Source organism: Bacteroides difficilis (genome assembly GCF_048319815.1).
Classification (GTDB): domain Bacteria; phylum Bacteroidota; class Bacteroidia; order Bacteroidales; family Bacteroidaceae; genus Bacteroides; species Bacteroides zhangwenhongii.
The window spans coordinates 2,316,270-2,332,590 of record NZ_CP182814.1; the positions used below are offsets into that span (position 1 = coordinate 2,316,270).

Annotated in this window: 8 protein-coding genes and 1 pseudogene; 5 read left to right on the forward strand and 4 right to left on the reverse strand. The window is 42.4% G+C overall.

Going from position 1 to position 16,321, the window contains the following annotated elements:
- Positions 1-43 precede the first annotated feature (43 nt).
- Both ACNOGP_RS08530 and ACNOGP_RS08535 read right to left on the reverse strand, forming a co-directional pair.
- Positions 44-2,041 (reverse strand): tetratricopeptide repeat protein, encoded by a 1,998-nt coding sequence (locus tag ACNOGP_RS08530; protein WP_418214553.1) that lies wholly within the window; start codon positions 2,039-2,041, stop codon positions 44-46.
- A 27-nt stretch (positions 2,042-2,068) separates the two neighbouring features.
- Entirely contained in the window at positions 2,069-2,854 is a 786-nt protein-coding gene (locus ACNOGP_RS08535; protein ID WP_418214554.1) for a Cof-type HAD-IIB family hydrolase, read from the reverse strand.
- Between the two features lie 68 nt (positions 2,855-2,922).
- Between ACNOGP_RS08535 and ACNOGP_RS08540 the strand changes: the two genes are divergently transcribed.
- A complete protein-coding gene (locus ACNOGP_RS08540) occupies positions 2,923-4,092 on the forward strand; it encodes a MalY/PatB family protein (RefSeq protein WP_418214555.1) in 1,170 nt (389 codons plus the stop codon).
- 33 nt (positions 4,093-4,125) lie between these two features.
- On the opposite strand, the gene ACNOGP_RS08545 is transcribed toward ACNOGP_RS08540, so the two are convergent.
- Both ACNOGP_RS08545 and ACNOGP_RS08550 read right to left on the reverse strand, forming a co-directional pair.
- Positions 4,126-5,643, reverse strand: a complete 1,518-nt coding sequence (locus tag ACNOGP_RS08545; protein WP_418214556.1) for a glycoside hydrolase family 28 protein — start codon at positions 5,641-5,643, stop codon at positions 4,126-4,128.
- 8 nt (positions 5,644-5,651) lie between these two features.
- On the reverse strand, positions 5,652-8,534 hold the full coding sequence (locus ACNOGP_RS08550) for a sugar-binding domain-containing protein (protein ID WP_418214557.1): 2,883 nt from the start codon (positions 8,532-8,534) through the stop codon (positions 5,652-5,654).
- 241 nt (positions 8,535-8,775) lie between these two features.
- On the opposite strand from ACNOGP_RS08550, the pseudogene ACNOGP_RS08555 reads away from it, so the two are divergent.
- The 4 genes and pseudogenes from ACNOGP_RS08555 to ACNOGP_RS08570 form a co-directional block, all read left to right on the forward strand.
- A pseudogene (locus ACNOGP_RS08555) lies at positions 8,776-9,711 on the forward strand (glycoside hydrolase family 43 protein); the annotation flags it as partial.
- Positions 9,712-10,341: 630 nt separating this feature from the next.
- Complete coding sequence (locus ACNOGP_RS08560) at positions 10,342-11,358, forward strand: fimbrillin family protein (protein ID WP_418214558.1); 1,017 nt, start codon at positions 10,342-10,344, stop codon at positions 11,356-11,358.
- Positions 11,359-11,417: 59 nt separating this feature from the next.
- Entirely contained in the window at positions 11,418-13,007 is a 1,590-nt protein-coding gene (locus ACNOGP_RS08565) for a fimbrillin family protein (RefSeq protein WP_418214559.1), read from the forward strand.
- A gap of 87 nt (positions 13,008-13,094) precedes the next feature.
- Positions 13,095-16,313 carry a SusC/RagA family TonB-linked outer membrane protein gene (locus ACNOGP_RS08570; RefSeq protein WP_143864910.1) on the forward strand — a complete coding sequence of 1,073 codons (3,219 nt, stop codon included), beginning with the start codon at positions 13,095-13,097 and terminating at the stop codon, positions 16,311-16,313.
- Positions 16,314-16,321 lie beyond the last annotated feature (8 nt).

Genomic DNA, 16,321 nt, shown 5'->3' on the forward strand with positions numbered 1-16,321 from the left:
AAACTAATAAAACTTTTTGATAATAAAGGATAAAAGGAGAGTTTTATGATTTCTTTTTCCTTAGTTCTTCCGCAATTCTCCATTGCAGTGCAGCTTCTCCTTCTTTTCCTGCTTTTATCAGTGCATCTCCGAAAAGTTCGTGCGCGCCTGCGTGTTCCGGTTTCAGACTGGTGGCTTTATCCAAATCGGCAATAGCCCCTTCCATATGTTCAAGTTTCAGACGGAGTTTCCCCCGGTTATAGACAGCTTTGAAGTTAGCGGGATGGAGGCTTACGGCAGTATTGAAGCAGTTTTCCGCATCAAAATATTCTTTATTATTAAAGAGGGTAATCCCCTTTCGTATCCAGGCGTCCACATAATTGGGATCGAGGCTGAGCGCTTTGTCATAATTGGCAATGGCAGCTCGCGCATCGTGGGCTTGGGTAATACATTCGTTACCCATCAATAAATATTCATGAGCATATTGCCGCAGACGCTCCTGCTGTTCCTGTAATTGTTCCTTGAGTCTCCTGTTCTGTTCTTTCAGCGTATTGATGATACCCAGTTTGCGACGGATCAGCCGACGGGGAGCAGGCTTTTCTATATCATAACGGGAATGAATAGCACGGAAGAATTGTTCCAGGCATTCCTCCATGTCTCCTTTGTCGAAAGCACGTGCGGCGGCAACATATTGTACATCGGCCTGTGCTTGTTTCAGAGCCTTGTCAATAGCCTGACGATTATTAAACCGTCCGGCAAAGTTCACAATCTCGGGCCGGACGAAAACATCTGCCCGGCTGATGGGCTTTTTAAGCTGAATCCCCTCCAGAGAAGTGCACCGGCTGAGTGCCACGTATGCTTGCCCTCCGGCAAATACACCACCTGTGAAATCGATGACTACCCGGCTGAAAGTGAGCCCCTGACTCTTATGAACAGTTATCGCCCAAGCCAGCCGAATAGGATATTGAGTAAAGCTGCCCAATACCTCTTCTTCTATTTCTTTGGTCTTTTCATTGTAACGGTAGCGGATGTTCCGCCATGATTCCCGTTTTACATCACATTCTTTTCCGTCATCGGTGATAACGTATATCGTTTCTTCTTCCTCATCAATTCCGGATATGACACCGATCGTTCCATTCACCCATCGGCGGTCGAAATCGTTTTTGATAAAGATAATCTGGGCACCGGGTTTGAGTACAAGTTCTTGCGAGGTAGGCAGGCTGCTTTCGGGAAAGTCTCCTTCGATAACTCCCTCGAAAGTGATTGGATCTCCCGGCAGTTTCGCCAACTTCTTCTCATTGATAGAGTCTACTGTATCCCGTCTTGTAGCAAGAGTGATGTACATATCGGCTTCCGATTCCTCAATCTGGCTCCCGTATCGGGTATTCAGCAGTTGCAGATCGGCTGCTCCGGCCGTATTCGTACGGATATGGTCGAGAACGCTGACAAAAACAGGATCGGTCTGTCTGTATACTTTCTGAAGCTCGATGGATACCAAGTCTATCTGACCGAATACTCGTGCGGAGAAGAAATAGGGAGTAGGATAGAAGCGGTTCAATATATCCCGTTCATCGTTCTTTACGACCGGTTCTAATTGAAAAACATCACCCACCAGTAACAGCTGCTTTCCACCGAAAGGTTCGCGTAAGTTATGAGAATATACACGCAGAATACGGTCGATTGCATCAATAATATCCGCCCGTACCATTGAAATTTCGTCGATAATCACCAGTTCTATCTGTTCCAGTAACTTTCGATGCGGTTTCGTATATTTAAAGAATTCGTGGATGCGTCCCCGTTGGAGACTGAGATTCGGGTCATCCGGCGGCAGTGGATGAAAAGGCAGTTTGAAGAAACTATGCATCGTACTTCCTCCGGCATTGATGGCGGCAATACCTGTCGGAGCAAGTACAACATATTTCTTCTTGGTGTTTTCGCAGACGTAACGCAAGAATGTAGATTTTCCTGTACCCGCCTTTCCGGTTAGAAAAACAGATTGGCGTGTATATTGAATCAGGTTCAAGGCATCTTGAAACTCTGCGTTGTTAGTGTCTACGCTCATGTTGATAAATAGAGTAAATCCCCCTTGTTAAATAATTCCGAAATGTTTCATCGCTTTGCTGATACCATCCTCGTCGATCGGAGCCGTTACGTAATCGGCGGCAGCTTTTACGTCCTTTTCAGCTTGCCCCATAGCCACGCCGATAGCAGCATGACGGAGCATGCTGATGTCGTTTCCCCCATCTCCGAATGCCATCGTGTCTTCCAGTCTGATATCAAAATAACGGATTATTTCGTCTATGCCTTTTTGTTTGGTATCTCCTTTGGCGGTTATATCGGCAAAGGCGGGATACCAGCGGCCTATCTCGCAAGTTGGGATTGACGGGCGGATTTCTTTTTCTTCTTCCTCCGTAATGAAAGGAGTCATTTGTATAATCTCCTTGCCGGTCGCTTCTGCAAAAGAGACGGTTGGGATAACATCCACGTGTAGGAAATCATAAAAAATCTTCTTTACCATCTCGTTGGGCTGGCAAACGGAAATATGATGTTCCTCTACAAAAATGCAGGGTACTCCTTTCTTTTCGCAGAAATCTCCCATTGCTTTTACCTCTTCCTGGGGGATGGCGTTCTTATAAATAACTTGTTCTCCGACAAAACAATAGGCTCCGTTCATCGTGATGTATCCATCAATGAGATTCCGCTTCTGTAGCTCGGAGAGATTGTTGATAATGGCTTTCGGACGTCCGGTAGCGATAAATATTTTATGTCCTTTCGCATGGGCGGCTTCCAGAGCCTCGATAGTGGAAGACGGGATACGGTGAGTATGGAAGCTGACCAGTGTACCGTCTATATCAAAAAATAAAGCTTTCGTCATAGATTCCTTTTTGAATTGAAGACAAAAGTACTACTTTTGTCTCATATAACATAAAAACATCATGCAGTATGAACTATAATTTTGATGAAATAATAAACCGTAACGGTACGGATTCCGTAAAATGGGATGGAGTGGAAGGCCGTTGGGGACGCAATGACCTGATTCCTATGTGGGTAGCCGATATGGATTTCCGTACGGCTCCATTTGTGATAGAGGCTTTGAAAAAGCGGTTGGAGCATGAAGTGCTGGGATATACATTCGCCTGTAAGGAATGGGCGGCTTCCATTATCCATTGGTTGAAAGAACGTCACGGATGGTCGGTCACCGAAGAAATGCTGACGTTTACTCCCGGCATTGTTCGCGGGTTGGCTTTTGCTATCCACTGTTTCACGGAAAAAGGAGATAAAGTGATGGTAATGCCGCCTGTCTATCATCCTTTTTTCCTTGTGGCGCAGAAAAATGAACGAGAAGTTGTATTCAGCCCGTTAGTGTTGAGGGACGGACAGTATTACATTGATTTCGACCGTTTCCGTCAAGATATTCAAGGATGCAAATTGCTTATTCTAAGCAACCCTCATAACCCGGGTGGACGTGTATGGACCAAAGAAGAACTGTCTCAAATAGCCGACATCTGCTATGAAAGCGGCACATTGGTTATCTCTGACGAGATTCATGCTGACTTAACCCTGCCTCCATACAAACATCCTACCTTTGCTTTGATTTCAGAGAAGGCACGGATGAACTCACTTGTTTTTATGTCTCCGAGCAAGGCTTTCAATATGCCGGGACTGGCAAGCTCTTATGTAATCATCGAAAATGAGGAACTTCTTCAACGTTTCCGTACCTACATGGAAGCGAGTGAGTTTTGTGAAGGTCATCTGTTTGCCTATCTGAGTGTGGCGGCGGCTTATAGCCATGGTACGGAATGGCTGGATCAGGTGATAGCATATATCAAAGGCAATGTAGACTTTACCGAAAACTATTTGCGGGAACATATTCCTGCCGTCAAGATGATTCGTCCGCAGGCTTCCTATCTTATCTTTTTGGATTGCCGGGAACTGGGATTGAATCAAGAGAGTTTGAATCGCCTGTTTGTAGAAAGAGCGCATCTGGCACTGAATGACGGAACAACATTCGGCAAGGAGGGCGAAGGCTTCATGCGGTTAAATGTTGCTTGCCCGCGTGCTACATTGGAACAGGCATTAAAGCAGTTGGAACGAGCAGTCAATAATGGATAAGAACTTTATCGGATATCTGACTGCCCTTGTCCATTACAGGTGTTCGGCGGTTCTGTCGTCAGAATTTGTCGGATTGGCGTAACTGAACTGGATATTGCTTTGTTCATTTTCTTTCAGTTCCATATCGTTTCTGTTTTTGGCATACAATGTAATGTCAGATAAATTAAAGTTTCTCGTATAACATATTTTTCCGGGACTGTTTGTCGTTGCCTTGATGGCATGGAGATAGAAATTCTCCAGGCGTAAGGAATCGTTCCATCCGGAAGCAGAGATAAATTCATTTACGTTTTCTGCTTTTACATCAGACAGATACACGTTCCGGAAATGTGGATATCCTTTTTCCGGCGGATTAACGGGAGTCAGCATTACTTTCCAATGCTCGGGAATTTCTTTGCCTTCATATTCTTTAGGCAGGACGCTGTAGCTGTAATTGGGATTCCAGTTTAGATCCGCCGCCAGAACCTGTTGCACATTCTTAGCATTGATTCGGGTCATGTAGATGTTTTCGACCGTTCCTCCGCGATTCATGGCGCTTTTCAGTCGCAGTACCGTAGAAGTTCCTTCTGCATCCAGATTGTATCCTAATATATTACGGATACTTCCTGAAGTCTCACTTCCGCAAGTGATGAGGCCGGCGCCTTTGCGGGCTATACAGTTACGTATCACAATTTTTTCGGTAGGACGGTTCACCCGCAGGCCATCTGCGTCTCGTCCGGATTTGATGCAGATATTATCATCATTGCAATCTATGTCGCAATTTTCAACTAATACATGGGTGGATGAGTCGATGTCGATGCCATCCGTACTGGGACCGTGTCCTCCGATATTATTATTGATTGTTAATCCGTTGATGGTGCAATGGTCGGAATAAAGAATCTGACATCCCCAGAAACCGGTACGCATTAAAGTGAATCCGCTTAATGTGATATCCGAGCTGCGTTCAACGAGGATTCCCCGTACACGTTTGCAGTCATAGTCGACAATCCAGCGCAGTCCTTTCGCCTCATATTCTTTCCTCATTTCCCAGTATTTATCCCAAAATACCTTTCCCCGACAGTCCAGTGTACCTTCTCCGCTGATAGATGCGTTTTTCTCATCTATGATATTGATAACTGCCGATGGCCATATCATTTCGATTCCTGCAACTCTTGAACGGAATTCCGGATAATGGTGAATTTGAGGACTGGCCAGTAAAGTCACACCCTTGTCCAAATGGAGGTTTACTCCGCTTTTGATAAAGAGTGCCCCTGTCTGATAATATCCCGGTTGGAGAGTGACGGTTCCCCCGCCGGAGACGGCACAACTGTCGATTGCTTTTTGGATAGCTGCCGTACTGAGTACAGTACTGTCTGCTACCGCACCTAAAGAATTGGCAGATAGGGTTATATGATTGATAGGTTCTTGCCGGCTACCGACACTGTCAACCCATGATAAATCAGGCTGTTGCGGAAGTTCTCCCCATTGGAAGTCTTTTCCGGTTTGTTTGGCAGGAGTGCATGCGATAAGCAATGCCCCTGTTATAAATAGAGAAAGTATACCTTTATTTTTCATATATTATATCAGTTAACAATGGAAGGCTTTAGCTCGTCCGGTGAATCTTTCGTATAAGATTTCACATCTCTGGCTATTTTAGTAAATAATGTCTGAATCTGTTCGGGACTTATGCGTGTATTCGGGCGGAAAGCATCCGAATTCATATAATCAAGAATCGCTTTATGCATCTGACGGGCAACAATCCTTTTCTCCGGTTGGGAAGTGATATCCATGCTGGTCATTATCAGTTTGCCGTTCAATACATTAGCCTCGAATAGCATTCCTATTTTACGGCTGATAAACCAAGTGTCTATGCTTTGAATAGTCGGTTGGAACTCAGCGGGGAAATGCGTAAACTGCATAACTTGCGCTTTGTTCAATAGTTCCCACCATTGCAGGTTACTGTGATATTCAGTCGGAAAGTCACGGAAAAGCAGGTGATAATCATTTAGGAAAATACCTGTCGTATGCGGCGGGCGCATCTTGAACCAAGATGTATTCCAAAAAACGGGTGTGAAATATTGCTTGACCTCCCTGCCGTATTTTATTTTCCCGGCTGCTGTTATCAATACGTTTCCACCTTCCTGCAAGATGGATATCGCTTTCTCGTCCAATGTGTCCGTTGTGTATACGTTTCCTTGTGTAAGTTTCACTTTGTCAGGATATACCCAGAAGTCCCAATCGTTGACAATATCACTGTTTCCCAAACGTACTTCCAGATTCAGTTTTTGGGGAGTACGGATATCGTTCAGTTTCATGTCTATGCTGCCCAACGAGAATAGATTGCCGATAGGAATATCCCGTGTACTAACCACTCCGCGAGCATATATCTTGCCATATTTATCTTTTACGCAATAGACTGTATTTGCTTTTTGCAAAGCCTCTTTTCCGAAGTGGGATATTTCAATATCTGCATGAAACGTTTCGTTATTGGTGTATGTGAACTTGGGTATACGTGCCAACAGAACGGTCGGACTGCAAAAACGGCGGAACTCTGCGGCATTAATGTATCCTTTCTCTTCAAAGAATACATCCAGCAATCCTACCAGTGCCGTTCCCTGACCCGAATAATCATTGAGAGCTAATAGTTGGAATCCCGCATAGTCGGGAGTACGCAATGTCTTTTCTATCTCATGCTTGTAACAGATCGCTTGCAGCTTGCCGGAAGCCATCATAAAATCGTGTCCCATACCTCCCATGTGGTTATCATTCAATATATCCCGAAAGATTTCAAAGTTCTTGGCTTTGTTTACTCCGGTATATTTACGTATCTCGCTGAAGTTCGGGAATGCGCACCATTGTCCGGTTTCATGGGAAACATACGGCTGTTTTACCGTATCAATTCGGTTACGGTAGTCCGATGTGCTTTCCGGCTGTGCACCGGTCCAGCTGAGTCCGCGTGCACCGGCTTTTACATGATATTGGTTATGGGGCTGCCATTGCCAGCTGTTGCCTACGGAAGCTCCTGTATATACGTGGCGTGGGTCGGTTGCTTTCCAATAATCGACGAATTTGCTTACCCATGACACCCAGCGTCCGGAAGGCTCATTCCCACACGCCAACATACAATAAGAGGCGTAGTTTCCATACTGCTTGGTCAAGGCAATCGTTTCGTCCATCAGATACTTGTCGATAGGCTGGCCGTTGCCCAGTCTCGGACCGTGATTAGGCCAGCTTGGACCTTCCGGCTGCAAATAAAAACCGACAAGGTCCGCAGCAATAAATGCGGCTTCCGGCGGACAGAAAGAGTGGAAACGCATATGATTCAGCCCGTAGTTGCGGCAAATGCGGAATACCCGTTCCCATGAAGCTACATCCATAGGAGCGTAGCCGGTAAGCGGAAAATCACAATTCTCTACTGTGCCGCGAAGCATTGTTTTCCGACCGTTCACATAGAACCATTTACCTTTGATGGTAAATTCACGCATACCGAATTGTACTTCTTTGGCTTCTCTCTCTTTGCCACAGGTCAGTGTCGCTGTCAGTTTATAGAGTGCCGGGTCAAATTCGTCCCAAGTCAGAAAACCTTCTCCCATCGGTAGTTCCATTTCGATTTTGTTATCTCCGGAACGTACTGAGATATTCTGTTGTACAGTAGGGACAGAATGCTTTTTATCCGAGTTAAAACTTTCAGCGGATAATTGTAACGTTGCTTTGGCAGAGGCTGGTGCGTACAGACTGATTCGCACTGTGGCTTTCCGGTCTTTCAGGTCCGGATATATCTGTATGTCGCTAAAATGAACTTTAGGAGTGGTCTGTAACTCTATGCGTCCTACGATACCATTCCAATTGCCCTGAGTCTGGTCGGTAATACTATGAGAATCCGGTCCTACGTTGATATCCTTGATACGGTTATCAATGCGGATGGTAATCCGACAAGATTTTCCCGGAGCAACGGCAGCAGTCAGGTCATAAACGTGCGGCACACAGAGGCTATTCTGCATTCCTATCTCCCGGTTATTTACCCAAACGGTGGTTTCTATATGAGGACGTTCTAAAAATAAAATGATCCTGTCACCTTTCCAATCGGATGGTATGGTTACGTTTTTCTGATACCAGGCCACACCTACATAATGTTTGTCCGGAGTCAGGAAGAATGGTAGTTTTACTTGCCCTTCCATTCTGTATTTCTCCATATAAGGATTAAAATAGTAGGAACTGTCGTATAAACTTCCTGTCCATTGCGTGTGTACGGTCACTTCGTCACCTTTTAACTTCTCGGGCATGGAACCGGGCAGATTGATGTGGTCTTCCAATATTTTTCGAAACCATTGCTCTTTTACGCCTGTATCTTCCCGGTCTATTTGGAAATCCCACTTACCGGATAGATCAAGAGCATTGCTTTGACCTGTAACGGTCAATATCGAAAGAAATGCAAGAATAATACTGCCTAGAAAATGTTTTATCATGATATGTAAGATTGATATATTTTCGTTATCTTTTAAATTCTGGTGCTAAAGTAGGGCTTTTTCGAACTTCTTGAAATATAAAGATGTACAGAAACATAAACAATCGTATCAAAAATGGGATGTATAGATGTATGTGTACAAAATTGTATGAATATACCAATTAATCTATCCCTTTGCTTTTCGGTATCTTTGGAAGATACGGTATCTTTGCGAGCTGAATCTATTAATCTTAGAATGAACCATGAAAAATGTAATTGTCTGGATGATTTTGACCGTCTGGTCTATAATGAACGTTACCGCCGGAGATACCGTTTATCTCTTTTCCTATTTTATAAATAACAGTAAAGATGGCTTGCATCTGGCTTATAGTTATGATGGACTGACCTGGACGGCTTTGAATGGTGGTCGTTCCTTTTTAACTCCTACTGTGGGCAAAGATAAATTGATGCGTGATCCTAGTATTTGTCAAGCTCCCGATGGAACTTTTCACATGGTCTGGACTTCCAGTTGGACGGACCGGATTATTGGTTATGCTTCTTCCCGTGACTTGATTCATTGGAGTGAGCAAAAGGCTATTCCTGTGATGATGAATGAACCTGCCGCACATAACTGCTGGGCTCCCGAACTGTTTTATGATGAATCGTCACAAACCTATTATATCTTCTGGGCAACTACGATCCCCGGCCGTCATAAGGAAGTGCCTACCAGTGAAAGTGAAAAGGGACTGAACCACCGTATCTATTATGTAACGACTAAGGATTTCAAATCTTTCTCGAAGACTGCCATGTTTTTCAATCCGGATTTCAGCGTTATCGATGCTGCTATTGTGAAAGATCCAAAGAGGAACGATCTGATTATGGTAGTTAAGAATGAGAACTCTAATCCGCCGGAGAAAAATCTGCGTGTGACACGTACGGAGAATATAAGGAAAGGATTCCCAACCAAAGTATCGGCTCCCATCACAGGCAACTATTGGGCGGAGGGGCCTGCTCCTCTTTTTATAGGTGATACTCTTTATGTGTATTTTGATAAGTATCGTGACCATCGTTATGGGGCTGTCCGTTCCCTCGATCATGGAGAAACGTGGGAAGACGTTTCCGATCAAGTCTCTTTTCCGAAAGGAATCCGTCATGGAACGGCCTTTGCGGTGGATGCTTCAGTTATTCTTGATATGATACAATAAGGTTTCCATCATTTCATCGTTGTTTTCAAGGGTTTTCAGTGCGAAGATTAAAGATTTTCAGTGCATAAAACTAGTATAGTTTATGCATTCGGGTAGTTGTCACCTTATAATGGGACCATTTGTTTTTGAGAAGATGGAAACTTCTAAGATACAAAAATAATTAGTAAAAAGCAATAGTCGGACATGAAACTTGGACTGTATTACGGATAGATTCTACTTGTTTTTTCTGATCCGGGTTTTCTGAATTTATCAAAATATGTAATAGAACGGATATGAGATGTTCTTTTTGCCTGTTTATTCCATATATGTCCTATTCATCCCATATTCATTTGTACAAAAGGCAGTATTTTTTATGCTTATGTACAATATTGTATTGTTAATAACTGTATTGTTCTCTAAGTTTGCATCAGTTTTTAGGTATATAATATAAATAATGATGCCTGATTAAAACTTAATCTAACTTTTGTTTAACTTAAGTATAATAAAAATGATACACAATGAAAAACAAGCATTTTCTACTTTAGTTGCGATGCAAAATGAATTTTGTCGGCAACTTCTTTTCATTCCATATTATAATGGATTTAATCAACAATACATATTTATAAAAACTTTAAAATGCATGGTATGAAGAAAAACTATGTAATGACTGCTATTATTCTGTTATTCTTAGCAGGATGTAGTACTGATGTTAAGGAATCTGACATCAAATTTGCGGGAGAGACGGGGGTGAAAGTCTCTTTTAGTGCAGTGATCAATAACTCAACAGGAAGTACGTTGGCACCGACTAGAGCAACTGATACCCAATGGGAAGTTGGAGATTCTATAGGGATCTCTTGTGGAAATAATCAACAGAACATTCACTACAAATACACCGGTGATGCAAATAGTATGTTTGTAGCGAAAGGTGGAGTAGCAGAAGAAATTTGGGTGTTAGGTACACAAGAATATGATGTTGCTGCCTATTGTCCATTTGTTGGTACATCCGGTATCAGTCAAGGGGTAGTGCAGGTTTTGACTGATAGTGAAAGTCAAGCTACGGAAGCAAAGAGGAAATACCTTGACTTTCTTTATGCTACAGCAAAAGCAAGTGCTACTCAGCCAAATGTGCAGTTGTCATTTAATCACAAGATGAGCCGCCTGAAAGTGGAGTTTAAAGCTGGTGATGGAGTTGAGCTTTCGGATATTGATTGCTATCTCATCGGTTTGAAACTCGAAGGTACATTCAATACAATGACAGGGGCAACAACTGTTAACGAAACTGCAAAGCCTACTGACATTTATTGGGGTAATGTGGGGGCGATAGATGAATATAAGATGCAGGCTATTTTATTACCGCAAACTGTAGATAACAAGGTGAGTATTCAAGCACGAATGGAAGGTCGTTTGTATGAAGTAGAATTTCCCAAATTAACGAAGTTGGATATGGGTGTTTCTTATAATTATACAATTACGGCAAATATGTCGGTGGATCAAAAAGAGTATGTATTTAGTATCACGAAAGAGGGTACGCAAATAAATGATTGGACTACGGAAGAAGAAGATATTGAAGCCGAATCCACCGCTCCTGATACAGGAGCTACGACAGAGAATCCTAATTGGAATGTAGAAGAAGGGGAAATTACTGCTACTGAAAAACAATAGCCTATCTTTTAAACCTATTTATATATACATTAATCATTCAATAAATAAAAAATACGAATATGAAAATATATAATTATATATCAGCACTTTTGATTGCAGGTATTGCAAGTCTCTCTTCTTGTTCGCAAGAAGATTTGAATGTTAACGAAACAGGTTCTTCTAATGATTTCCGCATCAGTGTGACCGATGGTGGATTTATAGATACTACTCCGGGAACACGTGCAGTTGAAAACGGATATACTACTGCCTTTTCTGAAGGCGATGCGATCGGTGTCTTTGGAGTAGATGCAGGCGAAATAGTGACAGATATTAGCAACCGGAAGTTTACGATGAAGAACGGCAGTTGGGAAATTGAAGGAACTCCCATCAAATATAAAGGTGCCGATTTTAAAGATATGGATTTTTATGCTTATTATCCGTATGACGCAGATGTGATATTTAATGTCGGTCAAGAAGATCCGTTTGCTCAATATGTTGATAGTTGGGTGCTGGGTAATAATCAGTCCAACGAAGAATATACCAAAAACGACTTGATGACAAGTTCCGGTAGTGCTGTGGTAGACAATCGTTTTAAAGGTGAAATCAACTTTAAAATGATGCACCGTATGGCTTTGACTGTATTGAAAATGCCTAAACTTGTTTATGACTTTGCCAATAGAGACGTAACCCTTGATGATTATGAATTGCCTGTTACTGTTAATTCTTTAAAACTGAATGGTAATGAAGTGACTCCTTTTTATCAAGAAAGTACAGATACTTATCGCTTTTTGGTGAAACCGGGAATAGAGTTTACTATTGAAGGTACATATATAGGAACAAAGGAGATGTCATATGCGGCTACTGCTACATTGAATAATGGAACGGCTAAAGTATATACAATCAATGATCCTAATAAGTACAAATATATACTTGCTGTAGGGGATTATTATTGTGCAGATGGTTCAATTGTCAGCAAAGATACTGAAACTGTTCCTGAAAATGTAATCGGTATTGTATGTTATGTGGGAAATCCGCAACCATCGGTAACACATTCCAGTACCTATACGGAAACTAATGATATTCTGCATAACGACTATCCGGCTTGTAGTCACGGGTTGGTTATAGCGTTGGAAGATATGACTGAATCTGCTTTTCAATGGGGAACTAAAAATCCGTCTACTGGGGCTGCTGATGCATTGTTCGGTGATTGGTTTATGACTGACGAAGAATGGCAGAATCGCCTTGTAAGCAATTTAAATGAATCAAATAAGGGTGGTGCTCCTTATGCTGCTATTCCGGGATTTATGGGTTACAACAACACATTCCTGTTGACTTACTGTTATGAAAATATACGGCAGTTCCCTTGTGACAATGCTTATGTTAATCTTAACAATTACCGTTCGAAAGTAACTGTTCCTTCTGTGGTTACCAACTGGTATATTCCAAGCATTGTAGAGTTAGAACAAGTGGCTAAATCATTAAATGCTATTAATACAAGCATCAATTCCGCAAAAGGAACAGCATTGACAACTGATGCCGGATATTTTAGCAGTAATGAGCGTGCTGTAACTTATATGTGGTATCATAAACTTTCAGAGAATGGTCAGGATATAACGTTGCGTGAGCGTGGTTCCGGTGGCAAACCATGTCGTTTGATGCTTGCTTTCTAAACAGATAATTATATTCAAATAAAGGAAATAAGGCGGCATGGATATACTTTGCCGCCTCATACTCCTCTATCATGAAAATAGAAATATATGAATAAGAAAAACTTAATAAAAGGAACAACTTTACCTGTTGCCCTGTTTTTCTCTTTCGCCCTGATGCCGACTTTCGGCAATCAAGGACAGGCTGTAGCTGCTGTTGACATCGTTCAGCAACAAGGCAGTATTAAGGGAACTGTGGTGGACGATAAAGGCGAGCCGGTGATTGGGGCCAATGTCCTTGTTGTAGGTACTTCTGTCGGTACTATTACTGATATCGACGGTGTGTTTAAAATCAATGCGAAAGCAGGGGCGAAGCTGAAAATCACCTTTATCGGGTATACCGAACAAGTGGTAGTAGCCCAGAATAATATGCGAGTGGTTTTATCTGAAGACGCTACCACTTTACAAGAGGTGGAAATCGTGGCGTATGGTGTGCAGAAGAAAGTAACGATGACAGGTGCTGTGGCAAGTGTTAAGACCGAAGCCCTGACACGTACTTCTATCGGTTCTGTATCTAATGTATTAGGAGGTCAGATGGCAGGTCTGACTACCATTCAAACATCCGGTGAACCGGGTGCAGATGCCGCCGAGGTTTTTATTCGTGGTAAAGCGACGTGGGGAGATGCGTCTCCATTAATTCAGGTAGATGGTGTGGAACGTAGTATGAATGATATAGATCCGAATGAAATTGAGTCTATATCTATCTTGAAGGACGCTTCTGCTACTGCTGTGTTCGGTGTACGCGGAGCTAATGGCGTTATTTTGATAACTACCAAGCGCGGTAGAGAAGGAAAGGCACACATCTCTTTTAGTACTTCTGCTTCTATACAAATGCCTACTAAAATGGTGGAAACTGCCAACTCTTATGAATATGCAATGTTTTATAATCAAATGATGGCCAATGATACACCTGCGGGGGAAAAACCTGTCAAGACATTCTCGGATGGAGTTATTCAGAAATTCCGGGATGGTTCTGATCCTATCCGTTTTCCAAGTATCAATTGGATTGATTATATCATGGGAGACGCTACTCTGCAGAGCCAGCATAATCTGAATATTTCCGGAGGTACGGATAAGGTACGTTATTTTATCTCAGCAGGTGCTTATACGCAAGGCGGACTTTTCAATGAGTTTAGTTTGCCTTATGGCATCAGTTATCAATATCGCCGTTTCAATTACCGAAGTAATTTAGATATAGATGTAACGAAAACCACTACTATCTCGTTCAATGTGGCAGGAAACGTTAATTCTTCTGAGAAGCCACGCACTAGTCAAGGGTCATCCGGAATGGTTAAAAATATCTATTATTCTACTCCGTTTAGAAGTGCCGGCTTTGTAAATGATAAATTGGTATATACTACTACTGACTCACAGTCCGATGGGTTGAACTTACCTTTTGTCGGTGATGCAGATCCATTCACTTATTATGGGGGTGGGGCAGCACATAGTATCAACAACTCGTTGAATGCCGACCTTATTTTGAATCAGAAATTGGATTTTATCACTAAAGGACTTTCATTCAAATTGAAAGGTTCATACAATAGCTCATTTACCATTAATAAGAATTTGTCGGGTGGTACGGAAATGACTTATACACCGGTATTGCAGAGTGATGGAAGTGTTGGACTACGACCGATAGACGGTAGTAAGTATACTAATGTGAGCTATGGAATTACTCGGGGAAAATCACGTAACTGGTATATGGAAGCCGCATTGAATTATAATCATTCGTTTGGTGATCATAATATAGGGGCATTGGTGCTTTATAATCAGTCTAAAGAATATTATCCTAAAGAATATTCGGATGTTCCGCGAGGATATGTCGGTTTGGTAGGACGTGTAACTTATGACTGGAAAAACCGTTATATGGTAGAAGCTAACATGGGTTATAATGGTTCGGAGAACTTTGCTGCGGACAATCGTTTTGCTCTCTTTCCGGCAGCTTCCGTAGGATGGGTAGCGAGTGAAGAAAAGTTTTGGGAACCTGTCAAACCGGTAATAAGCTTTCTGAAACTACGCGCCAGTTTCGGTTTAGTAGGTAACGATAAAATCGGTGGCTCTCGTTTTATGTATACTGCTAATCCTTATCATGTTAATTTGAACGGATATGTAAGTAACTCTGGTTATGGAACTGGTAATCTTGCTCAATTACAGGCTGCCTATGGATATCTTTTCGGTCAGGGAGGACAGACTTCTACTGTGAGTTTAGGAGCACATGAGTGGGCGATTAACAATGCGAATGTGACATGGGAAAAAGCGTTTAAACAGAACTATGGTGTTGATATCAACTTTTTAAACGATCGTTTATCTGCTACAATAGAATACTATAAGGAACACCGGTGGGACATCCTTCTGCAAGACGGAACAGCTCCGAGTATGTTAGGTTTTGCTCAACCTTTCTCCAATTTAGGTGAGGTAAATAACTGGGGATGGGAACTTTCGTTGAAATGGAACGATAAGATTGGAAAAGATTTCCGTTATTGGGCGGGTATAAACCTTTCTTATAATCAAAATGAAATTATCGAGCGTAAAGAAGCTCCTCAGGAGTACGACTATCTGTACCAAAAAGGACATCGTATCGGCTCACGTAAGCAATATGCTTTCTGGCGTTATTATGATGAACAGACACCGGCACTGTATGAACAAACATTCCATCGTCCGTTTCCTACTCATTCGGTTGTTCTGCAAGACGGGGATGCTGTGTATGTCGATTTGAATGGTGATCGAAAAATCGATGAAAATGATATGGGCTATGATTACGGATTTACGGATGATCCGGAATACATGGTAGGTATGAATCTCGGATTTTCTTGGAAGAATCTGGAAGTGAATACGCAATGGACCGGTGCATGGAATGTGAGTCGAATGATTTCGGATGTGTTCCGTCGGCCTTTTTTATCTAGTTCCGGTAATGTTGCGGGTGGTTTGCTTGCCTATCACTTGACGAATACATGGACAAAAGAGAATCCGTCGCAAGATGCGAAATATCCACGTGCTACATGGGAGAATGCTGATAACAACTATGCGGAATCAACCCTTTACGAGCAGGATTCCAAATATTTGCGTCTCAAGACCCTTACTATTGCTTATAATTTTCAGTTCCCTTTGATGAAGAAGTTGGGGATGAGTACTTGTCAGCTATCGTTTAGCGGTTATAATTTATGGACTCTTACACCTTATCTATGGGGAGACCCGGAAGCAAGAGCTAGTAATGCACCTTCGTACCCATTGACAAAGACATATACACTGGGGCTGAAACTGGGATTCTAAAAACAGAT